Genomic DNA, 26,557 nt, shown 5'->3' with positions numbered 1-26,557 from the left:
AATTCGCCCTTCGTCATCAATTAAATCATGAAACCAAAAGTATTAGTTACCGGGGCGACCCGTGGGATTGGTCGTGCAATTGCTGCGCGGCTGCTTAAAGACGGTTATGCTGTTTATGGCACCGGCACGAATCGTTCTGCAGCACGCTGTGCGGACTTGCCTGATTTGGTTGGTGTCTCATGGCTGGATGTCGATTTTTCAGATCGTGCATCCGTTCGTGTATTTTTAACCGCACTTGCCGGGTTAGGTCCTTTTGATGGACTGGTGAATAATGCCGGCGTGAACCGGATTAAGCCATTGGATGAGGTGGACGAGGCAGATTATGATTTTGTTCATGATACGAATCTGCGTTCGCCGTATTTGGTGTGTCGCGAAGTGATCAAAGGAATGGAGCAGATTGGTGGCGGGCGTATTGTAAACATTGCCTCGATCTGGAGTGTCATTACTAAGGCGCACCGTTCGCTTTATTCCAGTGCCAAAACCGGACTGGTTGGTTTGACTCGTGCACTTGCAGTGGAGGCGGGCCCAAAAGGTGTTTTGGTAAACACGGTATCGCCTGGGTTTGTGATGACGGATATGACGCGTGAATCACTTTCAGAGGCAGAGATTGCCGCTCTTGAGGCGCAAGTGCCGATGCGTAAAATGGCTGCGCCCGAAGACATCGCGGACGTTGTTCGTTTCCTTTTAAGTCAAGAGAATCGCTATCTGACTGGTCAAAATATTATTGTTGATGGAGGATTTACCAATGTCTGAGGAATTAAAAATTAAATCCGTGTTTCGCGAATATACTGTGGAGTTCACCTCTGACTATTTGAGTGCTTTGAAGGGGCTCGCTACAGCGGGGGATTTCTTCATCGTTGATCGCGTTATCGCAGAGCTCCATCCGGAAATTTTAGAAATAGCTGGAGAGCAGGTATGGCTTCTGGATTCTATGGAAAGTGCCAAGAGCTATGAGGGGGTGATTCCTCTTTTTGAACGATTAATTGAGGGAGGTTTTCGTAAAAATCACCGATTGTTCGCTTTTGGAGGCGGGATTACGCAAGATGTGACGGCATACATTGCCTCGCTCCTGTATCGTGGGATTGATTGGTTCTTCTTCCCTACGAATATGCTGACACAGTGCGACTCCTGCATTGGAAGTAAGACGTCGATTAATTTTCGCCAATACAAGAACATGCTCGGTGGCTTTTACCCGCCGGCGGGCATCGTGATTGATACGGGCTTCGTCAAAAGTCTGGGAGACCGTGAGATTGCCTCAGGTTTGGGGGAGATGCTCCACTACATGATGGTTCAGTCGGAAGAAGATTTGGCGTTGTTTATGGCAGAGGCTCCTGCGCTGCGTGCCGGTGAGGGGCGACTTGAAGTTTTGATGCATCGGAGTCTGGCAATTAAAAAGGCAATGATTGAGATTGATGAGTTTGATAAGGGGCCTCGCTGTGTCTTCAATTACGGGCATTCATTTGGTCACGCTTTGGAATCTGCGGTGGGGTATGCGCTCCCACATGGCATTGCCGTCGCTTATGGTATCGATTTGGCGAACTTGGTGTCCGAGTCCTTTGGTTTGATCACCATGGAAGACCGGAATCGCTATCGTAAAGCCTGTGAAATCGTATTCGATGGGCATCCTGTTCCCGAGGTGAACATCGATAAATACCTAAGTGCGATACGAAAGGACAAAAAGAACGTAGGCACACAACTGGGACTTATTCTTACGCGCGGAGCGGGGGATATGTTCAAGCGATTGAGTGATCTGGATGGTCGGCTTGAAACATTAATAGCGAAATTTTTCGCTGATAAACTCTACATGAAAGATCTATGAATCTAGGGATTAATGGGAAAAAAGCACTCGTAACCGGTGGAACTCGTGGAATTGGTGAAGCCGTCGCCCGCGAACTCTTGGCTGAGGGGGTATCGGTTACGATCACGGGACAGTCCGAGCGCGAAGGCTGGTGGTCTCAGGAAGCAAATTGTTCGCTGATCGCTTGTGACTTTTCGAATTCAGTCCAATTGGAGGTTTTTTGTGAAGATATCCGCTCTGGGCAGTTTGATATTCTCGTGAATAATTCAGGGGCCTTCTATTCGGCGGTGCTGAGTGAGATTGATGTCGCGGAATGGGATAAGGTCATGGCTGTCAACTTGACGGCTCCAATGTTACTGATGAAGGCCGTTTGCGATGTGATGGGACAACGCGGGTGGGGGCGTATTGTGAATGTCGGATCGATTGCGGGGATTGTCTCGCGTTCATCACTGGCCACTTATTCGGCCTCGAAGGCGGGACTTGCTGGATTGACACGTGCAGCAGCCTTAGACCTAGCCGCTCAAGGTGTTTTGGTGAACTACGTCTGCCCTGCTTACACCGAAACGGACATGCTCGCGAGCTTGGACGAGGACTCTAGAAATGCACTGCTCGATCGGGTGCCCTTGGGGCGATTTTCCCAGCCGGTGGATATTGCAGCTGCAGTATTATTTCTCGCTTCAGATAGAAACCAGTTTATCACCGGTCAGTCTCTGGTAATTGATGGTGGTGTAATTATTCAATAAATTAGCAAATTAGAAAATATGAAAAAAGTAGCAATGATTCCGGCCCGACTTGGCAGTAAGCGGGTTCCAAAGAAAAATTTACGATTGATTGAGGGAAAACCGTTGATCGCCTACATTATTGAGGCGGCGAAGGCCTCTGGAGCATTCGATGAGATTTATCTTAATTCGGAAGCAGAGATTTTTGCTGAAATCGCATCGGAATACGGAATTAAGTTTTACCATCGCGATGCTACTTTTTCGAGTGACACATCTGTGAACGATGAATTTGCACTTGATTTCATGGAAAACGTCGAGGCCGATATCGTCTTCCAGCTTTTGCCGACATCACCGCTCGTGACAGGTGAGGAAATTTGCGCCTTTGTTGATGGAATGATCGAGGGTGGTTATGACAGCTATGTTTCAGTGGTCCGTCATCAAATCGCCTGTCTCCATGGAGAGACGCCGATTAACTTCAGTCGAACGGAAAAACATCGTTCCTCTCAGGAGATGGAGCCGGTCTTTAGCTATGGCACAGTCTTCATGGGTTGGAATACCGATGAATTTAAAGCGAATATTAAGAAGATCGGTTCGGGCTACCATGGAGGCGAAGGTAAGGTGGGATATTTTGAGGTGTCAGGGTTGGCCACGATCGATATTGATGAAGAGGACGACTTTAAACTAGCTGAAGTGGCCATCAAGGCACGCACAGGTGTGGGAGGTGCGACGCCTGAGTATTACGAAAGTCTCGGGGAAGAAGCTTCGGAGGTCGATGTCCCAACTATTTTGAAGCGCGATGGAGTGATGGTTAGTGATTTTGAGCACGAAAACTTGCCCGTTACCGATATCGAGAAGGCAATCGAAGAAATGGACTCATCAACCTCTTGGTGCCGCCGAATTATTAATACTGAAAGCAACAGTGCGACGGTTATCTCTCAACTACCAGGTGAAGGCAATCGACTGCACTATCATCCGCAATGGAACGAATGGTGGTATATTCTTCGCGGCAAATGGAAATGGAATATCGGCGACGAGGAAATGGAAATTCTTCCCGGTCAATTGGTTTTTATGCCCAAGAATGTGTGGCATAAGATCACTGCTATTGGTGATGAACCAGCAGTTCGCTTGGCTGTGAGTCGTGGAGATGTGGCGCACATTTATAATACCGAGGATAGCCCAGCGCAGGGACGCGACTAATAGGGCATATGTCGCAACAAAACTGACACTTTAAAATTATGATTACTGATAATATTAAGAACTGGAAGTCCCTCCCCGGAGTAACGAGTCATCCCGTGTGGAAGGCTGCGTTTGAGTGGATCGAAGCCAATGCACATCGTTCGGAAGTCGGTCAGTATGACCTCGGCGTCGGCGGTGCGTTTGTCCGAGTCATGGAGTATGATCTCAAGGAACGCGGTGATGCGCGCTATGAAAGCCATCTCGCCACGATTGATTTACAATACACGATTGAAGGCGCTGAAGGGATTGAAATTCAATCTGTGGAGCTCCTCGAGAAGGAGGGAGAGTTTCTCGAGGAGAAAGACTTCCAGTTTTACAAGCCAATCGGAAAGGGCCTGCATCGTGTCGACAATACAACTGGTAATTTCTGTATCCTCTATCCCCAAGACGGACATATGCCGCAACTTTATGTGAATGGATTTACGCATGTTCGCAAACTTGTCGTAAAAATCCCCGTTAGTTCTGTTGCTTAGACTGGGATCCATCACCAAAACCTGAAATTGGACAGCTAATCGTCAAGGAATGAAGCTGAACACCTAACTTATGAAATTCTGGAAAAATACTGCAACGATCGATGCGCTTGTCCCTGATCTTCTGAATACTGTGGATGTCGCTGACGCAGAGATGGCCGTGATTGGCAGCAAGCCGATCGATCTAACTGCGATGCCGAACCTTAAAGGTATCTTCAAATGTGGCGTCGGCACTGACAATGTCCCGTTTGAGGAAGCGGAGAAGCGCGGCATCGAAATCTGCATGCCTTCGGAACAGACGAAGCGCTATATTTTCGAAGAAACTGCGAATTTCGCGGTCTATTTGGTGTTTCGTATGCTGTTTAATGAAATCGGTGAAGTCGATGGCTGGGTAAAGCAGTCGCGTGGTTTTCTCGGTAATAAGAAGGTGCTGATTCTGGGGCAGGGAAATATCGGTAGTCATGTGACTCGTAAGTTGGCTCCTTCGGTTGAAGTGATGACTTTCGACGTCCTGCAAAATTCGATGGATGAGCTGAAAGGGCTCATTCAGCAAGCAGATGTCATTAGCTTACACGTGCCATTGATGGACGCGACCACCGGCTTTATGGATACAGAAAAGCTTTCGTGGATGAAAGACGGTGCGGCTTTGGTGAATACCGCTCGTGGCCCCGTGGTAGACGAAGATGCGCTTTTTACTGAAATTGAGTCGGGTCGACTACGTGCCGCCTTTGACGTCTTTTGGCAGGAGCCCTATCAGGGGAAGCTAAAGCAGTTTCACCCAGAGCGCTTTCTGATGAGCCCACATGTCTCTAGTAATTGCGAGAATTTCCTGGCTGGCTTGGCGAGTGATTTTGTTGCTTTTGAAGCCCGGCTGAATGGCTGATTGCTTCTGCAGCAAACTTAATTCATGTAACAGCGCCTTTGAGCCTCCTGTAATTAACTCAGTAACCTTAAGACATTTAGAATGACGCAACCAACTTCTGAACCTCTCAACGCATCACCCTCTGACGCCGCAACGCAGTTGCGCTGTGGTATTATTGGGTTTGGAAAAATGGGCAAAACTCGTGCGCATGCGATCGAGCAAAGCGGTAATGGGAAAGTCGTCGCAGTCTTTGATACAACGGATGTTTCTGATTGTGGCTATGATGTCGCCGAGGACGAAGATGCGATTATCAATCATCCGAGTATTGATGCGGTGTTTATCTGCACGCCTAATTTTCGAATCGCACCCTTATGTAAGCAGGCCTTGGCAGCTGGAAAGCATGTGTTTTCCGAGAAGCCACCAGCATTTAATGCGAGAGAGGTCGAAGAAGTTCGCGAGGTGGAATCGGCCAGTGGGAAAACGCTGATGTATGGTTTCAACCATCGCCACCATGGCAGCATCAAGAAAATGAAAGAGATCGTGGACAGCGGTGAGATGGGGAAGATCCTGTGGATGCGCGGTCGTTACGGCAAAGAAGTCGATGGCGAATATTTCAAGGGGTGGCGTGCGGATCCAAAGCTTGCGGGTGGAGGTATTATGCTGGACCAAGGCATTCATATGTTGGACTTGTTTCTACATTTTGCAGGTGAATTTGATGAAATTCACTCACTGGTCTCTAATCTCTTTTGGGAGACTGAAGGCCTGGAAGATAATGTCTTCTCAATTATGAAGAATAGCCAGACCGGGGTCTGCGCATCCTTGCATTCGACCATGACTCAATGGCGTTACCTCTTCTCTTTGGAGGTTTTTCTCGAGAAAGGAGCGCTCGTCCTGAACGGTTTAAAAACATCTTCAGGCGTGTATGGCGACGAGGACTTAGCGATTAAGCACAATGATTTGAATCGAGCACAGGGACAGTTTGAAAGCGAAGAGCATATTATTTTCCACACGGATACATCGTGGAGCGCCGAGGTGACTCAGTTCTTTGCTGCGATTCTGAATGGAACTCCAGTTCAGCTAGGGAATTCAGAAGATGCACTCCGTCTGATGCAGGCCATGGATCGTATCTACGAAAATAAGTAGTATTGAGTAAAGTTACTTTGTGCACTGGCAATTAATTGCTAGTGTTGACGTATTAATGGATATTTCACGTTTAACACAGTCAAAAATGATCGGCCCCTTGCTGCGTAGTTTAAATCGGAAGCGTCGGCGTTTCGAAAAGAAGCGCCGGCGTCGATCTTGGGAGCGACTGAAGGGGTGCTGCAGTGGTCAACGTGGTTGGGTGATTGGCAATGGCCCTAGTCTCAAAGTTGAGGACCTCGATCGATTGCAAGGGGAAGTTTGTATCGCATCGAACAAAATCTATTTGGCATTCGAGCAGACTAAATGGCGCCCCACTTTTTTCACGATAGTGGATGAGATCTTGTGGCCCAAAATTGCTGATGTGTGTGCGAAGCACTTTTCTCGTATTATAATTCCTGAATATCTGACTACGAAAAACAAAGAGTTAGAAAGTAAGCTGCTTTATTTGCATGAATTGCCGGCGGCGTCCTGTGATCCTGCGGTCGAATGTATGTTTTCGCCTGATCTTGTCGCAGGATCGAACGGAGGCTATACGGTAACGTATACGAACCTTCAATTGGCTCATCATCTTGGCCTTAATCCTATTTATATTATCGGGTGCGATCATTACTATGCTGGAGAAAAGGATGTGACCACGGAAGAGGTGGTAGAGGCTAAGGCTGCGAATCATTTTCATCCTGATTATCGCAAGCAAGGAGAGTTAGTGAGTCCTGCTTCGATTGATCGTATGGACCTTGCATTTGAACATGCTCGAACGTTTGCAGATCAGAATGGTATTCGTATTTTGAATGCAACACGCGGAGGCCACCTTGAGGCGTTTGAGCGTGTGCAATTTGATGACGTTCTTAATGAACCGACTCCGAAGTGAGTCAATTATTTGCTGCGACTCATGTGACTGATGGTTTTCTCTTCACTTGATTGGACCAGCGTAATAGACAGTATCTTAACTTGAAGCGACGTTTCCAGCACCACTTTCTAAACGGGCTGATGTTGTGCCGAGGGTATGATTTTGAATAGATGCGAACGAGGTCTGGCTGACGGTTGCCTGCTTTTAAGAGCTGATCAAATTCGTTAAAGAGCTCTTTAGGGTGTAGTTCTATGTTCTGTTGGTCGGCTAAGTGTTCTCTTAGTTCGAGGAAGCGTTTTAGGTCTTTATCTTGTTCGGATTTTTCGGGCTCTTTATTGTGGAAACTATTGTCACCGTGGACGCGGTAATTGACTAGTTTGCCTGGGAGTTGTAGCTTGCTGCATCCGATGAGTGAGGATCCTAGCACGAGTATTTGATCTGCGCAGATTCGGTAGTCGTTTAGGCGTTTGGGGCTTGCGTCTTTGAAGAGTTGTCGGGCGTATCTTGCTTTGATCGAGTTGGCTGAGGTTGGAGCGCCTAGATAGGTTCTTCTTATTAGTAAGAGTTGTTGGCTTTTGGGTATGAATTGAGGTTGATCAATTTTGCTATTGAGGTGGTGTGGGCCGTGATTGTTGCCGAACATTTCTAGGCTCGTGTAGACGAAGTCTGGTCGATGCTCGCTTTCGAAGGCAGTGGCTACATTTTTTAGATAGTCGGGCGACCAAGTGTCGTCCGAGTCAAGGTAGCAAAAGATGTCGCCACTCGCGATTTGTGTGGCCACTTGCATGGCTGAATACTGTCCCCCGTTTTCTTTCTCGATACAGGTGGGACTTAGCGGGTGCGCCTTGATTCGTTCGATTGAATCATCTTTCGATCCATCATCGACGACGATGACTTCGTGTATGGGGTAGCTCTGCGCTTGGACCGAGTCTAAGCACTCTGTGATGAATGAGGCATAGTTATAATTGTTGATTAGAACGCTGATTTTCATGCGACTATAAATGTTGATTCAGGTAATAAGTGTGCCATGTCTAATGATGCGCAATGGACGTTATGATACTGAGGCTTTTTGATTAATTTCCATCGGTTGTCTTATAGGAATTCAGCGAAAATCGGAAATAACCTAGTAATTGGCCAGCGTTCACGCAGGCTTTGAGCCATTTCTTGATCGATTCATGGTCTTTAGAACGCAGTTTGTTAGTGGCTGCTTTGAATACGTTGAGTAGTAGCTTCCAGAGCCTTTGCAGTGCGTAAGTGAGCTTGAAGCCAAGTTCCCGTTTTTGTTCTCCATCCGTTAGGCCAGAGCTGAAGTTTCTTTTGCTTAACCATTTCAGATTTAGGCGTTCATCGGGTATATCTTCGTAGACAAAGGATTCCGCGCAGAATCGCATCGGGATATTGAGCCTATGAGCCTTTTGTGTGAGAATGTAGTCTTCTCCGCCTGCAAATGGGCGACTTTCATCAAACGTAAGGTTATGCTGGGTGAGTGACTCGATTGGAATGATTACATTGTTAGTGGAGCATGTTTCCATCTTGTCGCCAGTTTGTCTGATTTTTCTCTGGAAGAAGGGGTGCAGGTGCTTGTTCGTTTCAGTTTCAGGTGCTGAGATGACGGCGCCCTGGATGATGCTGCTTTGATCCAATTTTAGATACGCTGCCCAGAGTTCTTTGAGCCACTGAGAGTCGACGCGTTCATCATCATCGAGGAAAATGATGTGAGTTGCGCTGGAGCCTTCGGCGACTCTGAGGGCGTGGTTTCGAGCAATCGGAATGCCCAGCTTAGGTTCCCAGTGGTAGTTGACTTTGAACGGGAGACTGGGGGCCAATCGACTTATTAACTCTTTAAGGTTTTCCTCCGTGTGATTTTCAATGATGTCTATGATTACTTCGACTCCTTCTAGTAAGGCGAGGTGTCTCATGCTGTTCAGCAGATTCGTGAGCATGACGGGGCGCTCTCTCGTGCAGATGGCGATCGATATTTTCGCGTGCTCTGTGATGTATTTATTCATCATTGGGTCGTTCTAAAAGTGTGCGATAGAGCTCAATGTGCTTTTCTGCTGCAAGACGAGGGCAAAAGGATTTGTGAGTATGTTCAATTGCCGCCGCGCTCATTTCGCTTCGCGTTTTGGGGTCCGCCGCTAATTTGAGTGTCGCATTGATGAATTCGTCGGTGCAGTTCGTTTTGATTCGGTAGCCTGTCTTTCCCTGCAGGACGATGTCTTTAGGGCCTCCGGTGTCGTAGCAAATGACCGGGAGCCCGCATGCGCCCGCTTCTGCGAGTGTTTTACCAAATGCTTCTTGGGTGGAAGGTGCTATGAAAATGTCGGCTGCCCCGTAGAGTGTTTTCAACGCTTCGCTCGATGTGATTGATCCTAAGTGTGTGGCTGGAGCGGTAGTTGCTGCTTGTAGTGCTTTTGAGATCCGTCCGAAGGTGACGATGTGTATGTTGGAGTCTTGAGCGTTGGGAAACTTTGGCAGTATGTCTTTGTAGCCTTTGAATTGTGAGTCGAGGCGTGCGGCGCCTGCGAGTAGGATCACTTTATCGGTCGGTAAATTGAATTGTGCGCAGGCGGATTCTTTCGATTGGTTGCTTGGAGTGAGGTAGTTCTGGTCAATACTGTTATAAATAGTGTCGATGGATTGGTTTTGAAGCAAACTGGACGCTCGTGCCTGTTCGGCAGTCCAGTTACTCAGTGCGACGTATCGAATTCCATCGGGTAGGTGCTTTCGCTTGTTTTCGATTACTTGTTTTGTGCGGTCGTTTGGATCATTCGAGTGCAGTAGCGGGCATTGGCCGCAACCTGATTTATAATTTTCGCAGTCGTTGGTGTAGTGGCAGCCACCTGTGTAGGGCCATGCGTCTCTCAGTGTCCACACTATAGGCTTATTGAAGTGCTGGATCGCTTTGATGCGTAGGAACCTTGAATTGATCCAATGCAAGTGGATGATGTCTGCGGCCTCAATCTCACGGTTTTTAAGGAAGAATGGGTGCCCGACGAGACCGAGTGATATGTCTTTTACTTTCCGTTTGGTTTCGGATTTTAAGAGCTGAGGCTCTATCCACTTAGTGCCGCTGTCGAATAACTTCCTTGCTAGTTTCGAATTGAAGAAGGGTGAGACGTGCTGTGCGTTTGACTCATTGTCGCCCTTCGAAAAAATTAAAGAAGATTCAACTCCTTGCTTTATGAGAGCCTGGTGCAGGGAGAGTGCGCCGAGAGTGGCCCCTGATCCTAAACTACCGCCACATATATGTAAAATCTTCATGTTAGTTGCCGATCAATGGGCGGTGCTTGCCCATGTTACATCGGCTCAAATATTGGTTTGAGAGAGCCTGGGAGTCGAGCCTGTCATTTGTTTATTTAAGCGATGGCGCTCAGCCCTTGTAGGCGAACGCTGGCATCCCTTTGACGCCGAGGCCGTCGATGACGAAGACTTTGCCGGCGTCTTGCTCGATTAGCTTGCTGTGGATGCCGGTGGTGACGAAGAGGCGATCTAGGTTAGGACCTCCAAAGGCGCAGGCGGTTGTTTCGACGCAGGGGAGGTCGACCTTCCGAAGCTGCTTGCCTGTGTTCGGATCGAAGCAGGTGACACATCCGCCGTGGCAGAAGGCCACCCAGAGGTTGCCGTCGGCGTCGATCGTCATGCCGTCGGGGGAGCTGTCGTAGCCGTGAGCTGCGGTGTCGATGGCAATGCTCGCGTTGCTGATGGCTCCGCTGGCGTTGTCGTAATCGTATGCGCGGATCTGTTTGGTCGGGGTGTCGGTGTAATACATTTTAGTGGCGTCCGCATTCCAGCAAATGCCATTGGAATTCGTTACTTCATCGATTTTGAGGTGTAGCGCGCCGTCTGTATCGAGCATGTAGAGTGCAGCATCGCCTGTGTTTTTAACGAGGCTGATCGTGCCTGCCCAGAGCCGCCCCGCGGGGTCGCACTTGCCGTCGTTAAAGCGATTGGTTGCGCGTTTCTCCGGTTCTGGGTCGGCTAGATTTTGTGTCGCACCATTGCTAGGGGCAAAGGATGCAATGCCGTTATCGCCCGCATAAATATAGCCTCCGCCGCTACGTGGCACGACGGTGCCGACGCGTTCTCCGAGGTTCCAGATTTGTTCTTCGCCTGTTTCTGGGTTTAGGCGGATGATCTTGTGGCCTTCGAGATCAACATAGACCAAGTGTCCTTCTGTGAAGATTGGGCCTTCGCCCCATTTTGAAATGTGTGTGCCGATGGTTTGAATCGTGAGTGCTGACATGCTCAAGCTTGATGGGGGAGAGGGGTGCAGGCGTCAACTGCAAGGAGGTGCAGGCACAAAAAAACGCCGCCCTGTTTAGGCGGCGTTTTGAGCAGTTATTTAAGGGGCTCTATTTTTTATATTTTCGTTTCATGTAGGGCCCGCCTTTGCCATCGCCGCCACCTGATCGGATCCCATCGCCGAAGCGAATCGCATTTTTGGCCTCTTCTTTGTGTCCAAGGATCAGGTCATTCGCTTCACCAGATGCATCGAGGTAGACATGGCCGCGCTCTAGTTGGTGAAAAACACCGCTTAGGCGTGTGTTATCGACTCGTTCGGATCCGCCTGGAGTGCGTTCCATTACAGTGCCGTATTTCCGGACGAAGGCTTCAACGTCACCTTCAAGCACCGCGACGACGATGCTACCCCCAGGGGCGTTGTTTTTGTCATCAATTGTTTGTGCTCCAAAGAATACGACGCCTTCGACTTGGGGCCCGCCGTTGATTCGTTTGACGGAGACGCAGTCCATATGGACCTTTTTACCATCCCATTTATCGGGGAATGTTTTATAGTATTTAGCAGAGCCTCTGCCAGCATCCGAGCCCGCGTAGGCGCTGGAGATGAAGAGTGTTGCGGTCAGGGTCAGGGTGAAGGTGAGTAGTATTTTGGATAGTAGTCTCATGATGTGTGATTGTTATTCTTTGGGGTTCGCAGGTTAGATCGTGATTCTTTTTAGAAAGTTTCAGGTTTTGTTTTAATCTAGACTAGGGCGCTTGAGTTTCTTTCTGATTAAGTTGTTATTTGTCAGTGGCTTGTGGGGTATTGGTGGCCTTTTTTTGTAACTCCAGGCTACTAGCTTCTAACTACGCTTGTTAGCGTTCAATGTGATGATTGACTGTGATCTGTGTGCTGTCCGCGGGCGCAAAAAAGCCTCTGTCGATCATGTCGACAGAGGCGGAGTCAAGGTATTGTGGTGCTCGTGCAGAAACCTGAATTCTGCCTCCTAACTCATCTTTTTAGGTTTATTACTTGCCCGCAAAGAACTCTGCGGGCGTGATCTTGCCGTCTTTATTTTGATCGGTTTTGGCAAATGCTTTTTCAGCCCGTTTATCTGCCTCCTCTTTGGATAAGTCTTTCTTTTGGACGTAAAATGCTGATCGGGCTTTGATGAACTCAGCTTTTGTAATGATGCCATCGCCGTTGGTGTCGTGTTTTTTAAACCAAGGGTTGCTTTTATCTTTCGGGGCAGCGGCAAAGGCGCTGAGGGAGAGTGTTAGTAGGGCGGTGAGTGTGAGGACTGTTTTCTTCATAATTGGGATTGCTTGATGCAGTTTAAATGGAGACCTCAGTATTTCGATGCGTCAGGATGTTGCGAGCGTTTTACCCACTGTGAAATGTTTGAATATGAATGAATAAACGCACTTTATGCCTGGGTTAAATGGTGCCAGTCGACAGACTGGAGCGATTGTTCCGGCGGTGCCTTTGGTGCATTGGTTGACGATTATTTCTGGATCGATTGTATGCATATGTGCGCATCGATTTGGTGCTGCACGTAGTATTCGTAATACTGCTTCGCCATCTCCGGAAGACCTACGTCGTGGTTTCTAAAACAGAGCCTAAGCCTATTGCCGAATTTAGCTTAAACGTAGTCGAACCGTTTCGGTGGCACCTAGGGCAATTTCTTTTGCGTCGTGAGCGGTGACTTTTTTACCGATGTGCTCGGGGTTGACAGTTACACTGCCGGAGACGAAGTCATCCCATGTATTGCTTTCCGGGCTGTAGTCTTGGCGAGCCGTGCCCGCTATTCTTGATCTTCGACGATGCGTTGTGCGGTGTATTTATCAGGTGCCATGATGTGTTGGGCGCCTTGGTTCGTTACCACCTTGTAGAGGTTGTAGCTGCCCGCTTTGCGCAGGAGGGAGATGCTGATCACTTTTAGTTCTTTTGCTAAGCGTTCTTGCTCCGCGTCATCTGGCACATGTCCATAGGGCGATACGCTTTGTTCAAAGACTAATATGCCCCGTCGCGCGTCTTCGGTTTTAAGGTCGAATTCTGGGAGTTCCTCCCAAGTGTTGACAATATGAAAGGTGCCTTCGTCGGTTTCTGGATTGTAGGTGAATCCATTGACCACGATCTGGTGACCCACTTTGCCGCCACTCCATTGCCGCTCGGCGAGATAGCCGGAGGGGAGTGCTTGCCAGATCTCACTGGGCAGTGCTGCTAGGATTGGTCGTCCTAGGCGTAGTTGTTGGCGTGCCCATTCAAAATTATCTCCATAGGGTAGCGGGTCGTGTAGGATTGGCGTCGGTGTATGGTTTGTTACAATCGTCGTTAGGCCCGCAACGTAGTTTGGTGAACTCCACGGGTCGTGGGGCGGTGCCCCGTTGATCGATTTATTGATGGTGCCATTATTCACATAGTAGCCTGCGATATCCATTAAATGAACGCGGGCGTAGAACATGCACGTGCCGCCAGTTTGATTGCGGAAGACATTTGGGGCGCACAGTTGCACGGTTTCGACGCCATCCTTTATCTCCGATGTGACGATGGTATTCTTCGGTTCATACTCCTTGATCGTTGTTACGACTTTTACAGAAGAGTCTCCCCTTCTTAGCGGATCTGCTGCTTCGATTTTGAAAAACCAATCTAGGTTTGCTGGACGCAGTGAGCTCACTGGGATTAGTTCCTTTTTACCATTCTTGTGACGGATGGCTGCGTATTTTTCGCCTACTCGCGCTTGCACTACGTCCACGTATTCACGAGACACATACGCACTGGGAGTCAGTGCTGCAAATAATCCCAGTGGACAGAGTAAAATGCAAAGTGCGATTAGATGGTGCATTTCTAGTGTTACGTTAGGCCTGTTCGAGATCGAAGCCATCCTTTTTGTCCTTCACGACCCAACCTTGGGCAAGTAGTGAATCGCGTAGTTCATCGGCCTTGCCCCAGTCTTTGGCTTGTTTTGCATCCCAACGGGCTTGGGCGAGTTCGACGACTTCTTCTGGTGCATCGACTTTGGTCTCTTCAACGGTGAAGAGTTCGAGTCCCATGGCATAGAGCAGTGTGCCGAGTGCTTTGAGCAGTGCGCGGGCACCTTTGGCATCGAGTGATGCGGCAGGGTTAGAGCCGATCACGCCGAAGATGGCGCCGAGGCAGGCTGCGGTGTTGAGATTGGTGCGTAGAGCATCCCATGCTTTGGCGAGGCGGCCAAAGTCCTCGGGTGCATCGGCGGTGATGTAGCTGTTCATCGCGGCTTTGTCTTCGCCTGTGATGGCTAGGAGCGACTCGGCGAAGCGTTCGATCTTTGTCAGTCCGCTTTGCGAGGCGTGCAGGCCGTCGAATGTGAAGTTGAGCTGCTGGCGGTAGCTGCCGGCGATCAGCGTATAGCGCACGACCATTGGGCTGAAGCCTTTGTCCTTAAGATCGTCGAGTGTGTAGAGGTTGCCGAGGCTTTTAGACATCTTCGCGCCTTCCACCATGAGGTGGGCGCTGTGGAACCAGTGGTTGCAAAAGTCGTGGCCGTGGGCGCACTCGGACTGTGCGATCTCGTTTTCGTGGTGCGGGAAGCAGAGGTCGATGCCGCCGCCGTGTAGATCGATGGTTTCGCCGTCGAAGGCGCTGTCGACCATGGCCGAGCACTCTAGGTGCCAACCGGGGCGACCTTCGCCCCAAGGGCTCTTCCAATAGTTGGCTTTATCTTCGGGCTTGCGGCCTTTCCAGAGTGCAAAGTCGGTTACCGATTCGCGGTCATACTCGTCGGCGTCGTTGACTTCACCCGCAGAATTCTCGGTTTGTGTCTTGAGCTCGCGCTGCTTGAGGCGCGAGAGACGTCCGTAATCCTCGAAGGAATTGACGCGGAAATAGACGGAGCCGTCGTCGGTCGCGTAGGCGTGCCCCTTCTCAATCAAAGTCTCGACGAGTGCGATCTGCTGTGGAATGTGAGCGACGGCGCTGGGCTCGATGGAGGGTGGGCGCATATTGAGCGCGTCACAATCTGCGTGAAATTTATCGGTCCACTTCGCCGTGAATTCGCCCAAAGAGAGACCTTCTTCGATGGAGCGGCGGATCGTCTTGTCGTCCACATCCGTGATGTTACGCACGTGTTTGACCTCAATGCCGTCGGCTTCCGCGACGCGGCGGAGCACGTCCTGGATCAGGAAGGTGCGGAAGTTGCCGATGTGCGCTGGGCCATAAACAGTCGGGCCGCAGCAGTAAAAACGCAGTGGTTGGCCGCTTGCTGGGGCGAGTGGTTTGACGGATCGGCTGAGTGTGTCGTAGAGTTGAACGGACATTTGAAAGTGGAAAGTGAAAAAGTGAAAAGTGTGGTAGAGTGAAGGGATAACACTAATGTGTGAAGTTTCAAATGGGATAAAAGAGTTCGGCTTGAAATGAGTAGGGGAGTCGTCATGTTGCAGCGATATGACAGCTCCTTCTGACTTTCGACTGGATCTTACACACCGTCCACGCCGCATGCGCCGCACGGCGTCTTTGCGCGCTTTGGCGAATGAGACGGATCTGCATGTTCATAATCTGATCCAACCGATTTTCGTGATCGATGGCGAGGGCGACGCGGAGCCGATTGAGTCGATGCCGGGCATTTCACGGCTGACGATCCCGCTGTTGATCGAGGAATGCCGCGAGTTGTTGGCACTGGGAATCCCGGCGGTGGCGCTGTTCCCTAAGCTGGACGACTCGTTGAAAAGTGACGATGGGCGCGAGGCGCTCAACCCAGGGACATTGATTTTGCGCACGATTCGCGAGCTGAAGGCCGCGGTGCCTGAGATGGCGATTATCACGGATCTGGCGCTAGATCCCTATACGGTGCATGGGCACGATGGACTGTTTGATGTGCAGGCGGGGGATTTGATCAACGATGCTACGGTTGAGATACTTGCCGAGATGGCGGTGCTGGCCGCGGAGGCGGGCGTCGATTTCGTGGCTCCGTCTGATATGATGGATGGGCGCGTGGGCGCAATCCGTGTGGCTTTGGATGAGAATGGCTTCGAAAAAACCGCTGTGATGGCGTATTCGGCGAAGTTCGCGTCGGCTTTCTACGGGCCTTTTCGTGATGCCGTCGGTAGTGCGAGCAGCGCAGGCACGCATCATTTAGATAAGCGCACCTATCAGTTGAACCCCGGTAACCGTCGTGAGGCGCTGATCGAGGTGGCGCTGGATGAGGAGGAAGGCGCCGATGTGCTCATGGTGAAGCCTGCGGGGCCGTATTTGGACATCATTCGCGAAGTGCGTGAAGAGACCGAGTTGCCGTTAGCGGCGTATCAGGTGTCTGGTGAATATGCGCAACTTCAAGCAGCTGCAGAAAGGGGTTGGCTGGATTTGGAGCGTTGCCGTGATGAGTCGCTGCTGGCGATTCGCCGAGCTGGAGCGGACATGATTCTGACTTACTTTGCGAAGGCCTATGCGCTGAGCGTGGCGAATGCTTAAGCTCAGCTCGGTTTAGAGCTCGCCTTTGCGGCTTTTGTGCCTGGATGCAAACTGTCGGCGTCGAGCGAATTCACGCATGTCAACCGCGGGGTCGTCTTCTTCGAAGATCTCTTGGCCGATGATGTGTTCGATCACGTCTTCCATGGTGAGGACGCCCGAAATTGTGCCAAATTCGTCCACTGTTATGCCGAGTTGTTGGTGCTTTTTGAGGAAAATTTGTAGGGCATCATCAATGGTCACATTATCAGGGATGTAGATCGCTTCAGTCGTCAGTTCAGAAATTTTGAGGTGGTCTTCGTCCTTGGCCTTGGCGCTGAGGATGTCGCGGCGGCGGACGATACCGGTGATGTTCTCTGTCTCATCGCGGTAGGTTGGGATGCGAGCAAAGGGGAGGTTACTCTCTTTTTCGAACAAGGAACCGACGGTTTCCGCTTCATCGATGGCGTAGAGGACGGTGCGCGGTGTCATGATTTGGTCGACCAGCACTTCATCGAGGCTCAGTGCGTTGTTAATCACTTCGTGCTCATTTGAAGTCAGGGTGCCTTCTTTTGCGCTTTTTTCGGCAAGCAGTAGGATTTCCTCGTCGCTATCGGTTGTTGTCTCGGAGGGCTTGAGTAGCATACGCACGATTACTGCGACGATTCCTGAGAGGGGTGCCATAATGGCGCAGACCCAAGTCAGTGGGTAAATCAGTATCGGTTGTAAGGCCGGGCGGTAGAGCACCCCCATGTTTTTTGGGAGGATTTCGGAGAAGAAAAGGATAGCGATCGCCATGGCTGACGAAATTTTAAAGAGAATGTTCGTGTCTTCTGGCCAGATTTTGACTGCGAGACCGCCGACCAGTGTCGCTCCCAAGGTGTTTGCGATTGTATTCAGACTCAGGATCGCAGAGCTGGTTTCTTCTAAACCCAGCTTATGACGTTCCAGTGTTTCGCCCCTTTTGAGGTTCTTTTTCTTGAGTGCCTCGATCTCTGCTGTGGTGGTGCTGAGAATCATGGCTTCAAGAATCGAGCAGAGTGCGGAGACTCCGATCGTGAAGGCGATTGCTAGAGTGAAAGTGAAGGTCATTGGCTGGTGGCTATACGCATGAAATGAGGCGCATTTTCGTATTCGGTCTGCGTTAGCCTAGATTCAAGTATGTTGATTTAGGCGAGTGATGATATTCAAGCACATTTAGTGGATTTCTGAGGCGATTTGGTAATGCAGTATTTTTTGCTTAAGACTTGACCGATAAACAGCGGCAAGGGTAAGTTTGAGACTTATTTACCATTTGTTGTCTATTTAAATATGAAATCCCCATTTTGCATTATTTCTGCCTTGGCTCTGTCCATTTTCCTTTCTGCGTGTGCCTCATTTGAAAAGGGCACGCCGCAGGAGGTTGTCATTGTTTCGTTTCCGACGGAAGCGAGTGTTTATATCGATGGGCAGGCGACTGGTATTACCCCGATTACTATTTCGCTGCCACGTAAAGTGAGCCACGAGATTCGTCTCGAAAAGGCAGGCTTCAATCCTGCCGTTAAATATTTCACACCAGTGCCGAATGAGAAGAGCAAGAATTTTGTGCGTTTCGGCCTTTCAGAAGACCTTGGTTATTACCACGACTTGGAGCCAGCCGTGATGGAGGCGAAGATGAAGAGCGACCTAGTGCCTAACTCTACGGGTGCCGATCCATTTGAGCGCATGGCTCAGCAAGCGCTCGAAGCCGATCAGCAGCTTGAGGCTGGTGAGATTACACCGATGGAGCATAAGTATATCATCGAGCAGATTATTGAATTTTTCGAGTAGGCGCGTTTTCGTCTTCTCTATCTACCCGATCCAATTGTTTCACCTTTAATGAGCGAACTACCAGCCGACCTACTATATACTAAAGACCACGAGTGGGTCAAAATGAACAATGATGGCACTGCCACTGTCGGTATTACCGATTACGCGCAAGAGAGCCTAGGCGACATTACTTTCGTTGAGTTCCCTGAGGTCGGAGCCACGCTTGAAGTCGGAGATACCTTCGGTGTCGTCGAATCAGTGAAGGCCGCTTCTGATCTGTATATGCCATTGAGTGGTGAGGTGATTGAAATCAACGAAGCTGTGGATGACGCACCAGAACTCGTGAACCAAGAGGCATTTAATCAAGGTTGGCTGTTGAAGATCCGTCTGAGCGATGCGTCTCAAGTTGCGGATTTGATGACGCCTGAGGCGTATTCAGAGTTGATTTAACTCAAGAGCTGACTGCAGCGAACTGCTGCTGATATTTTTAAAGGAAGCGAGCCATCTCGCTTCCTTTTTTGCTTTCTAAGGGCGAGGCGATCCGTCATTTTTCGCCTCCACTGCAATAGCAAGAATACAAACGCGCAACTTATGACACCTCCCACTAAACCCTCCGATAACGATTGGACGATCGCGAATGCCGAAGACTATTATGGTCTCAAGCGCTGGGGGGGAGGGCATTTCTCTGTAGACGACGATGGTTTCATGTTGGTGCACCCTTCTCGTGACCAGCGCAGTATTCGCATTCATGACATTGTAACCGAGGCGATTGGCAAGGGACTGAAGCCGCCGCTGACGATTCGTATTCAGGATCTGTTGCGCACTCGTGTGGTTGATCTGAATGAACTCTTTGCGCAAGCCATCCAAGACGAGGGCTATCAAGGGAAGTATCGCGGCGTCTTTCCGATTAAGGTGAATCAACTACGTGAAGTGATTGAAGAGATTCAAGCCGCGGGTAAGGAGTTCAATTATGGGTTGGAGTGCGGTAGCAAGCCTGAGTTGATGATTGCCTTAGCGATGCATAAGAATCCGAAGTCATTGATTATTTGCAATGGGTATAAGGATGATGAGTTTATCAAACTTGCCTTGCAGGGACGGCGTCTCGGTAAAGAAATCTTCCTGGTCGTTGAGCAACTGAGTGAAGTGCCTCGCATTATTCAGATCAGTAAGCAGCTCGGAGTGCGCCCGTTGATTGGGTTTCGCATTAAACTTTCCACTTCTGGTGAAGGAAAGTGGGCGAGCTCTGCAGGCGAAGATGCGAAGTTTGGTTTGACCAGTCCTGAGATTATTGATGCCACTCGTCGACTCAAACGAGCGGGGTTGAGTGATTGCTTGCAGTTGGTGCATTTCCATATCGGCTCTCAGGTGCCTAATATTCAGACGATTAAAAAGGCCACTGTCGAAGCGACGCGTTTCTTTTGTGAGCTGAAAAAAATGGGTTTCCCGATGCGCTTGATGGATGTCGGCGGAGGTCTCGGTATTGATTATGATGGTTCGCGAAGTAACTACGAGAGCTCGATGAACTACACGATGCGTGAGTATGCGCGCGATGTCGTTTATAATATTAAGACCGTTTGCACGGATGCAGGTGTTGAGGTGCCTGATATCGTCACGGAGAGTGGACGTGCGATTGTCGCACCGCATTCGATTTTAGTCACGCGTGTGTGTGATCGTATTTCAAAGACCTCGGTCGATCCCAAGTTACCAAAGAAAAAGAAGCGTAACCCAGTTCTACGTGACCTGGAGGCGATCCTATTAAACGAGTATAACTCAAGTCCACTGGAGCGCTATCACGACGCACAGCAGAAGAAGGAAGAGACCAATAGCCTGTTTTCTCTAGGCTACCTCGACCTAGCAGAAAAGGCCGAAGCGGATGCGACGTATTGGAAGATTTGCAAAGAGCTCTCAGAGCAAGGAAAGGATGCCACCTACACGCCCGAAGAGCTGGAATCTCTGCCGCAGATGATGGCGGAGCAATACGTATGCAACTTCTCGGTTTTTCAATCGCTGATCGATCATTGGGCTTGTGATCAGTTGTTCCCGATTGCACCGCTGCACCGACTCAACGAGTCGCCCGATGTGGATGCGACATTGGTGGACATTACTTGCGATAGTGAAGGTAAGGTATCCAAGTTTACGGATGTTGAAGATGTGCGTAGCACACTTCGATTGCATGAGCTCAATGCGAAGCAGCCTTACTATTTGGGTGTTTTTTTAGTTGGCGCGTATCAGGATATCATGGGTGATTTACACAACCTTTTTGGTCGTGTGAATGAGGTGCATGTCTTTCTTGAAGACGACGAAGACGACGGATTTTACATCGAGGATAGTATCAAGGGCTTTACGGTAAATGACGTGCTCGGATTTACGCAATACGATGGGCATATACTGACGCGTCAGCTGAAGAAGCAAATCGATCGCGCGACTAAGGATGACCTAATCAAGCCGCGTGAGGGCACGAAAATGTTGGATGAATATGCCGAGATTCTTCGTGGACATACCTACCTCGCCACTTAGTTTTTTTGACTATGGATGACACTCAAGCAGCAGAGAAAATCGAAGAGAACCTCGGCGGGCTTGGGACAGAGAGTCGCGATCTTACCCTGCGAGGGTTGGATGCGATGGACTCGCTGACTATCGTCAACCTGATCGCAGATACCAATGAGCAGGCCGTCGCTGCCGTGCGCGCGGAGGCTGCAAGCATTGCCGCGGCGATCGAAGCGGTGTCTGCCCGGCTTGGTGCAGGTGGTCGGCTCTTTTATGTCGGTGCTGGAACCAGTGGTCGTTTAGGTGTGCTGGATGCGTCAGAATGTCCGCCAACCTTTGGAGTCTCTCCGGATATGATTCAAGGAGTGATTGCTGGTGGGGGAGGTGCCTTAGTGCGCTCTGTGGAAGGTGCCGAAGATGATGCATCGCAAGGTGCAGAGGCGCTGCGAGCACGTGGTGTGACTTCCGGCGATGCGGTGATGGCGATCGCTGCGAGTGGTCGCACACCATATTGCATCGGTGCCTTACAGGAGGCGCGGGAAGTGGGTGCGCTTACGGTTGCTTTGTCATGCAATAAAAACGCAGCGCTCAGTGAATTTGCGGATCAGCCGATTGAAGTGGCAACTGGTGCTGAAGTGATCGCAGGGTCGACGCGCATGAAAGCAGGCACCGCTCAAAAGATCGTTTTAAATATGATGACGACCACCGCGATGGTTCGCATCGGAAAAGTCTATGAAGGTCAGATGGTGGACATGGCCGCGTCGAATGAGAAGCTGCGCGCACGTGCGTGTCGCATCGTCATGCAGACGACAGACCTCGCCACTGAGGCGGAGGCCGAGCAACTCTTGCAACAGGCCGGAGGAAATATGAAGACTGCCATCGTCATGGCACGCGCGAGTGTGTCACGCGAAGTCGCTGAGCGTCTTTTGGAAGCTGCGAGTGGCAATGTTCGCGCGGCTTTAACTGGTTCGACTGAGTGACTTTTTGTAGCGGAATCCGCGAAGCGGTTTCGATGTGTGCGTTGGGGCGCAGAGCACGTGTGTGATACAGGCATTCCTGCCTGTTACGTATGATTTGTGGCGACTCTGATGGGACACACAGGACGGAGGTCTGCGACTCGACTGAGCTCGCCGAAGTCCGGAGATGGCGTAGCAATGTCTGTGTCACGGTTAAGGCTTCGCCTCGACCGTGCTGTGTCGACTGAATAAATTACAACGTCGGATCCGCTCTGAGCCTCGTGCCCTTAAGTGACCGTAGGGAACGGGAGCTTTAAGATGAGTTTGAAGCGGTCGGTGGTTTCGTGGTGCATTGCAAGTGCGCGGTCTTCGCGAGCAAAGCCCCTACGAACTGAATTTATATGCCTTAAACGCTTCACCATCGACGGAGTTTTCGATGCCGTCGGGGAAGAGGGCGGCGAAGTCATCGTAGGCTTCGTGGACGTCTTGGCTCGGTGGCCAAAAAACGCCCGCTTTGATCTTTTCAATGACCGCTTGGGCGCAGACTCTTGCAGAGTCGAGGTGGCTGTCGGTAAATCCTTCCCAGCGCTCGATGCCGCTCTTCTCGATGGTTTGGCCTAGGTTGAAATAGGCGACGGAGGGACGTTCGCTCCCGCTTTCGCGTTTGGCGAGGACGTAGAGTGGGAGTTGTAGATCCGTCCAACGGTAGGTCTTTCCTTCGTGATCGAAGAAGGCTTCTTGGGGCAAATGCTCAGGTGGTGCCTTTTTTGCAACCACAGCGAGGTGTGCTTTCTCTGGGGTGACGGGCGAGTTGCTGGTTTTGTAGTCGATCAACTCCAAACGCTCGCCGTGTTGATCGATGCGATCGATGCGTCCTTTGATTGTAAATCCGTTGAGTGGGATTTCGAAGTCTTCTTCTGTATCCAGAATCGTGATACGTCCGTTGGTTGCGATGTCCTCTGCCTGATGCTCGACGAACGCAATGACGCGTGACATGAGCGCTTCGTGTTGGAGACGTAGGGCGAAGGAGAGCTTGTCGCCGTAGCGGTGCTTGAGCATCTGCTCGGTGATGGCGTGTAGCTTTTTGACTAAGGCGGCTTGATCGATTGAGTCGTCGAGTGTGCGGCCTTTGAGTTCTGCGACCGTGTCGTGGAAGAGGTTGCCGAAGGCGGCTGGATTGAGCTCGCGCGTTTCGACATCCACCGTGCGCATTTTTAGAATGTGCCTGAGGAAGAAGCGGAACGGGCATTGCAGATAACTTTTAAATGCGCTGACAGAGATCGATTCAGGCAAGGGTAAGCCTGCGGGTGGTGTGAGTTTCCATGCGGCGCTGTGCTCGATGTCGGCGCTGCTGTCTTCGGTTTCTTTGAAGAGCTGGCGTGTGCGAGTGAGGAGCGTCTCGGGGTGTCCGAGAAAGAGTAGGCGCGAGGGTTTGAGCGGGGTGTGGTCGTCGCCTGCCTGTGGGACGAGTATATCGATGCGCCCTAGCTCACCCGCACGCCGACGGCAAAGCGCTTCGAGCAGATAGGCATCGCGGGCGAAGCGTTGTGCGTTGGTGCGTAGGCCGAGTTCTTCTCGTAGCGCTTCGGGTAGGAAGGCATCGCCAACGATCGACTCGGGCACGATGCCTTCGTTGAGTCCGGCCAGGATGAGGTGTGGCGCATCGTTCCATAGGAGTTCGAGCCAGCCGAGTAAGTCGTGTGCGTCGCGTGGGCGGTCGGGATAGACGCGGCTGCGTTGTAGGTTTTGGCGAAAGGCGGAACGACTGAAAGCTGAAGGTAACTTTGGGAACAGGTTATCTGCTTCGGCTGCGTTGTTCAGTAGCTTCCGAATCGCGTCGGCGCGTTCTTTCCACGGCACGTCGGACTGGGCGGATGCTTCGATCTGCTTGCCTGCGTAGATCTGTTGCAGGGCTTGTGCGAGTGCGGAGGGGAAGTGCTTGGTCGCGCCGAGGTCTTCGGCGAGTCGGTCGAGTTGGTTGAGCGTATTATGTAGCTCGGGGCTGGTCTTGCGTTTTGCGAAATGGATGAGTGTGTTGAGGTCGGGCGCGAGATGCTCTTCAAATAGACGGTCGAGTTGACGTAGTAGTTCGTTGCTGCTGCGCGTGATATTCAACCATTCCTGAATGTCAGGATGTTGCAGAAGTATACGTATGGTCGAGGTGCTGCGGTCGTCGCACAGTTGGCAGAGCAGTTCGGTGAGCCGGCCGACGCCACCGATGTGCAGCGGTTGCCCTTCCGGATCGTAGCTGGCGATTTCTGAGCGGCTGAGTGCATCGACGACGATGGGGTTAAGCGTTGGGTCTGCTAGGCCGAGTAGCACGGACTCAGGTGCTTTGTCTTGCATGGATTGGGCAATCCACGCAGCAGTTGGTTTCGGTGCGGCAAGGGTTTGCAGGTGACAGTCCCACGCTTCGAAATCCAGAGGACGCTGCGTCCAATATTCTGTGATAGGTCGTCCCCACTGGTCAAACGAGGCGTCTTCAGGACCGTAGATCCACACTTCGACAGGAATGCTTTCAGCGGCGCGTTCGAGTGCTTGCAGTGGCAAGGGCTGTGGGTCGGGGGTGGCGGCCAGGATGATGCGCTGGATCTGCTTCGGCACATCGTAGTTCTGCGCGGCTTCGCGGCGGGCGAGCTTGGGATCTTTGAGCGTGCGTGCTCGAAGTTGATCGAGGTAGAGACCTTCGAGTCGTGCAAGCTCACGCCAGCGTGTGGGTTCGTGGCCGCTCTCTGCAGTGCGTTGAGCGGCGAGCGTGAAGTCGAGTCCTTCTTCGCCGAGCTCATTGCGCAGTTGCATGAGCCGTTGTGCCATGCCGAGTTGCCAACTCGTATTTTGCTCCGGAGCGATCGGGAACAGGGCTTCAAATTGTGTGCAGTCGATTGCGCCGAGCACGGTGACCCATGCGGCGGTGGCGCTTTCTTCGTTAGCGATCGGTTCGTCTTTGATCGCTTGCCCGAGAAAGACGTCGGGGGTGACGATGTCCGGCGGAAATAAGCCGCGGTCATTGGCTGCGAGGGCAAGGGCTTCGCGCAAGCGACGACCGGATTGCACGGTGGGGACGATGACGAGGATGCTGCTTAGGTCGATGAAATCGCCGTCGGCACCTGCGAGCAATTGCTGGGTGATCGCAGGCAGTAGGGGAAGGTTCCAGTCGAGGTAAGTGACATCGGTGTTTGGCATGAGTGCTAGAGTGAGAGGTGCGCTGGAGGAGTGCGAGAATTTTGAGTGATCCGCTTACGAGGTTTGGGAGGGACGAGCTCCGCCTCGTCTTACGTCGTGCTAGTGCTGTGGTTGAGTGCTGTGTATCTGTGCTGAGGCTCGGCGGACGGCAGCGTAGAACGCGGCAAGCGCGGAGGCCATCCCTCCCGTTGCGTGTTGGTTTGGAGGGACGAGCTCCGGCTCGTCTTGCGTCGTGCTAGTGCTGTGGTTGAGTGCCTTGTATCTGTGCTGAGGCTCGGCGGACGGCGCGGAGGCCATCCCTCCCGTTGCGTTTTGGTCAGGGAGGGACGAGCTCCGACTCGTCTTGCGTCGTGCTAGTGCTGTGGTTGAGTGCCTTGTATCTGTGCTGAGGCTCGGCGGACGGCGCGGAGGCCATCCCTCCCGTTGCGTGTTGGTTTGGGAGGGACGAGCTCCGCCTCGTCTTACGTCGTGCTAGAGCTGTGGTTGTGTGCTGTGTATCTGTGCTGAGGCTCGGCGGACGGCAGCATAGAACGCGGCAAGCGCGGAGGCCATCCCTCCCGTTGCGTGTTGGTTTGGGAGGGACGAGCTTGGTTCTAAGCTCTGTGATCTACCGGAACAGTGCGACGAAGGTGTGGAGCACACGCCATTGAAAGAGCATCTCTAGTGAGAGGTATTGATACAGGCCGACGATGCACCAGAAGATTGTCTGGTAATTCCGCTTGATCGTCTTGTGGCGAAACTTCTGCTGCGCGTAGTAAGCGGCTGGCCATCCGCCGAGACATTCTAGGGTGTGTAAGGTCGCTTCAGATACGCGTCTTCCGCCAATCTGTGCACGGCGTTTATCGTGCCAATAGGTGTAACATGTGATGAGCGAGATCAGAACGAGATAGCCCAACATGAATTTGGGCTGAACCCATCTGGCTGATTTGAACAGCGCCAGTATCGGCAGGATCAGTAGGACTGAAATAAGTCGGTGCGTGTTCATGTTTGTGGGAAAGGAGCCTTGCTTGCGAAGACCGTTGATAGTTCGAGAGTTTTCGGCGTTGGCGCGGTCTTCGCAAGCAAAGCCCCTACAAATCCTCTAAAATGTTGCGGAGCTCTTCGGCGGGGTCGTCGTGGTGTTGATCGACGGCGAGTTGCAGTGCGTGTTCGAGGATCGGTTTGGCGGCTTCGGCTTGGCCGTGTTGGAGTAGGGCTTTGCCGAGTAAGATACGTGGCAGCATCCAGTCGTCGCGGGAATCGGCGCAGCGTTGCAAGTGTGGGATTGATGCTTCGGTGGCGCCTTCGTCGTAGAGCGCTTGGCCGAGGCTGAAGCGGAAGAGCATGTTGTCGGGCTTAGCTTCGACTTTGGGTAGGAAGATTTCTGATTTTTTCATGTTTGGAATTGTTGTGTGATGCTGACGACCGCGTAGAACGCGGCAGGCT

At 51.3% G+C, this 26,557-nt stretch carries 27 protein-coding genes; 14 read left to right on the top strand and 13 right to left on the bottom strand.

Annotated elements, in window-relative coordinates; all coding sequences use genetic code 11:
* Window positions 1–27 precede the first annotated feature (27 nt).
* The 8 genes from GZZ87_RS01765 (at window position 28) to GZZ87_RS01730 (ending at window position 7,096) form a co-directional block, all read left to right on the top strand.
* Window positions 28–753 carry an SDR family NAD(P)-dependent oxidoreductase gene (locus tag GZZ87_RS01765; protein WP_162024765.1) on the top strand — a complete coding sequence of 242 codons (726 nt, stop codon included), beginning with the start codon at window positions 28–30 and terminating at the stop codon, window positions 751–753.
* Window positions 746–1,819, top strand: coding sequence for a 3-dehydroquinate synthase (locus GZZ87_RS01760; RefSeq protein ID WP_162024766.1), 1,074 nt, complete (start codon window positions 746–748; stop codon window positions 1,817–1,819). Before GZZ87_RS01765 ends, GZZ87_RS01760 begins: the two co-directional genes overlap by 8 nt.
* The gene (locus GZZ87_RS01755) at window positions 1,816–2,541 is read left to right on the top strand and encodes an SDR family NAD(P)-dependent oxidoreductase (protein WP_162024767.1); all 726 of its coding nucleotides are present in this window, start codon (window positions 1,816–1,818) and stop codon (window positions 2,539–2,541) included. The genes GZZ87_RS01760 and GZZ87_RS01755 overlap by 4 nt, the downstream gene beginning before the upstream one ends.
* Window positions 2,542–2,559: 18 nt before the next feature.
* Complete coding sequence (locus tag GZZ87_RS01750; RefSeq protein WP_162024768.1) at window positions 2,560–3,714, top strand: cupin domain-containing protein; 1,155 nt, start codon at window positions 2,560–2,562, stop codon at window positions 3,712–3,714.
* A 38-nt stretch (window positions 3,715–3,752) separates the two neighbouring features.
* Window positions 3,753–4,226 (top strand): YhcH/YjgK/YiaL family protein, encoded by a 474-nt coding sequence (locus tag GZZ87_RS01745; RefSeq protein ID WP_162024769.1) that lies wholly within the window; start codon window positions 3,753–3,755, stop codon window positions 4,224–4,226.
* Between the two features lie 70 nt (window positions 4,227–4,296).
* Window positions 4,297–5,106, top strand: a complete 810-nt coding sequence (locus GZZ87_RS01740) for an NAD(P)-dependent oxidoreductase (RefSeq protein ID WP_162024770.1) — start codon at window positions 4,297–4,299, stop codon at window positions 5,104–5,106.
* 81 nt (window positions 5,107–5,187) lie between these two features.
* Window positions 5,188–6,228 (top strand): Gfo/Idh/MocA family oxidoreductase, encoded by a 1,041-nt coding sequence (locus GZZ87_RS01735; protein ID WP_162024771.1) that lies wholly within the window; start codon window positions 5,188–5,190, stop codon window positions 6,226–6,228.
* A 55-nt stretch (window positions 6,229–6,283) separates the two neighbouring features.
* Window positions 6,284–7,096, top strand: coding sequence for a 6-hydroxymethylpterin diphosphokinase MptE-like protein (locus tag GZZ87_RS01730; protein ID WP_162051187.1), 813 nt, complete (start codon window positions 6,284–6,286; stop codon window positions 7,094–7,096).
* A 19-nt stretch (window positions 7,097–7,115) separates the two neighbouring features.
* Here the strand turns inward: GZZ87_RS01730 and GZZ87_RS01725 are convergent, their stop codons facing one another.
* The 6 genes from GZZ87_RS01725 to GZZ87_RS01700 all read right to left on the bottom strand — a co-directional run bounded on the left by GZZ87_RS01725 (window position 7,116) and on the right by GZZ87_RS01700 (window position 12,610).
* A complete protein-coding gene (locus tag GZZ87_RS01725; RefSeq protein ID WP_162024773.1) occupies window positions 7,116–8,066 on the bottom strand; it encodes a glycosyltransferase in 951 nt (316 codons plus the stop codon).
* Window positions 8,067–8,148: 82 nt separating this feature from the next.
* A complete protein-coding gene (locus GZZ87_RS01720; protein WP_162024774.1) occupies window positions 8,149–9,087 on the bottom strand; it encodes a glycosyltransferase in 939 nt (312 codons plus the stop codon).
* Window positions 9,077–10,339, bottom strand: a complete 1,263-nt coding sequence (locus GZZ87_RS01715) for a glycosyltransferase (protein ID WP_162024775.1) — start codon at window positions 10,337–10,339, stop codon at window positions 9,077–9,079. The genes GZZ87_RS01720 and GZZ87_RS01715 overlap by 11 nt, the downstream gene beginning before the upstream one ends.
* A 109-nt stretch (window positions 10,340–10,448) precedes the next feature.
* Complete coding sequence (locus tag GZZ87_RS01710; protein ID WP_162024776.1) at window positions 10,449–11,321, bottom strand: SMP-30/gluconolactonase/LRE family protein; 873 nt, start codon at window positions 11,319–11,321, stop codon at window positions 10,449–10,451.
* 109 nt (window positions 11,322–11,430) lie between these two features.
* The gene (locus GZZ87_RS01705) at window positions 11,431–11,982 is read right to left on the bottom strand and encodes a hypothetical protein (protein WP_162024777.1); all 552 of its coding nucleotides are present in this window, start codon (window positions 11,980–11,982) and stop codon (window positions 11,431–11,433) included.
* Between the two features lie 343 nt (window positions 11,983–12,325).
* Window positions 12,326–12,610 (bottom strand): EF-hand domain-containing protein, encoded by a 285-nt coding sequence (locus tag GZZ87_RS01700; protein WP_162024778.1) that lies wholly within the window; start codon window positions 12,608–12,610, stop codon window positions 12,326–12,328.
* A gap of 115 nt (window positions 12,611–12,725) precedes the next feature.
* On the opposite strand from GZZ87_RS01700, the gene GZZ87_RS01695 reads away from it, so the two are divergent.
* Window positions 12,726–12,908 carry a hypothetical protein gene (locus GZZ87_RS01695; protein ID WP_162024779.1) on the top strand — a complete coding sequence of 61 codons (183 nt, stop codon included), beginning with the start codon at window positions 12,726–12,728 and terminating at the stop codon, window positions 12,906–12,908.
* Window positions 12,909–13,101: 193 nt separating this feature from the next.
* On the opposite strand, the gene GZZ87_RS01690 is transcribed toward GZZ87_RS01695, so the two are convergent.
* Both GZZ87_RS01690 and cysS read right to left on the bottom strand, forming a co-directional pair.
* Window positions 13,102–14,142, bottom strand: a complete 1,041-nt coding sequence (locus GZZ87_RS01690; protein WP_162024780.1) for a hypothetical protein — start codon at window positions 14,140–14,142, stop codon at window positions 13,102–13,104.
* 13 nt (window positions 14,143–14,155) lie between these two features.
* Window positions 14,156–15,592 carry a cysteine--tRNA ligase gene (cysS, locus tag GZZ87_RS01685; protein WP_162024781.1) on the bottom strand — a complete coding sequence of 479 codons (1,437 nt, stop codon included), beginning with the start codon at window positions 15,590–15,592 and terminating at the stop codon, window positions 14,156–14,158.
* A gap of 127 nt (window positions 15,593–15,719) precedes the next feature.
* On the opposite strand from cysS, the gene hemB reads away from it, so the two are divergent.
* Window positions 15,720–16,742, top strand: a complete 1,023-nt coding sequence (gene hemB, locus GZZ87_RS01680; protein ID WP_162024782.1) for a porphobilinogen synthase — start codon at window positions 15,720–15,722, stop codon at window positions 16,740–16,742.
* Between the two features lie 12 nt (window positions 16,743–16,754).
* Here hemB and GZZ87_RS01675 read toward each other — a convergent pair whose 3' ends face one another.
* On the bottom strand, window positions 16,755–17,810 hold the full coding sequence (locus GZZ87_RS01675) for a CNNM domain-containing protein (RefSeq protein WP_162024783.1): 1,056 nt from the start codon (window positions 17,808–17,810) through the stop codon (window positions 16,755–16,757).
* Between the two features lie 219 nt (window positions 17,811–18,029).
* Here GZZ87_RS01675 and GZZ87_RS01670 point away from each other — a divergent pair, with 219 nt between their 5' ends.
* From GZZ87_RS01670 to murQ, 4 genes are all read left to right on the top strand, one after another.
* Complete coding sequence (locus GZZ87_RS01670) at window positions 18,030–18,527, top strand: PEGA domain-containing protein (RefSeq protein WP_162024784.1); 498 nt, start codon at window positions 18,030–18,032, stop codon at window positions 18,525–18,527.
* 48 nt (window positions 18,528–18,575) lie between these two features.
* Window positions 18,576–18,956, top strand: a complete 381-nt coding sequence (gene gcvH, locus GZZ87_RS01665; RefSeq protein ID WP_162024785.1) for a glycine cleavage system protein GcvH — start codon at window positions 18,576–18,578, stop codon at window positions 18,954–18,956.
* Window positions 18,957–19,097: 141 nt separating this feature from the next.
* The gene (gene speA / locus GZZ87_RS01660; protein WP_162024786.1) at window positions 19,098–21,023 is read left to right on the top strand and encodes a biosynthetic arginine decarboxylase; all 1,926 of its coding nucleotides are present in this window, start codon (window positions 19,098–19,100) and stop codon (window positions 21,021–21,023) included.
* An 11-nt stretch (window positions 21,024–21,034) separates the two neighbouring features.
* The gene (murQ, locus tag GZZ87_RS01655) at window positions 21,035–21,973 is read left to right on the top strand and encodes an N-acetylmuramic acid 6-phosphate etherase (RefSeq protein ID WP_162024787.1); all 939 of its coding nucleotides are present in this window, start codon (window positions 21,035–21,037) and stop codon (window positions 21,971–21,973) included.
* Between the two features lie 360 nt (window positions 21,974–22,333).
* On the opposite strand, the gene GZZ87_RS01650 is transcribed toward murQ, so the two are convergent.
* From GZZ87_RS01650 to GZZ87_RS01635, 4 genes are all read right to left on the bottom strand, one after another.
* Complete coding sequence (locus GZZ87_RS01650; protein ID WP_162024788.1) at window positions 22,334–25,132, bottom strand: PD-(D/E)XK nuclease family protein; 2,799 nt, start codon at window positions 25,130–25,132, stop codon at window positions 22,334–22,336.
* Window positions 25,133–25,231: 99 nt separating this feature from the next.
* The gene (locus GZZ87_RS01645) at window positions 25,232–25,429 is read right to left on the bottom strand and encodes a hypothetical protein (RefSeq protein ID WP_162071424.1); all 198 of its coding nucleotides are present in this window, start codon (window positions 25,427–25,429) and stop codon (window positions 25,232–25,234) included.
* A 310-nt stretch (window positions 25,430–25,739) separates the two neighbouring features.
* A complete protein-coding gene (locus tag GZZ87_RS01640) occupies window positions 25,740–26,117 on the bottom strand; it encodes a DUF1294 domain-containing protein (protein WP_162024789.1) in 378 nt (125 codons plus the stop codon).
* A gap of 85 nt (window positions 26,118–26,202) precedes the next feature.
* Entirely contained in the window at window positions 26,203–26,508 is a 306-nt protein-coding gene (locus tag GZZ87_RS01635) for a molecular chaperone DnaJ (RefSeq protein ID WP_162024790.1), read from the bottom strand.
* Window positions 26,509–26,557 lie beyond the last annotated feature (49 nt).

The organism is Lentimonas sp. CC4 (assembly GCF_902728235.1).
In the GTDB taxonomy this organism is placed as follows: Bacteria; Verrucomicrobiota; Verrucomicrobiia; order Opitutales; family Coraliomargaritaceae; genus Lentimonas.
Note: the sequence above shows the minus strand (reverse complement) of the source record. Positions and strands in the feature narration are given on the sequence as shown.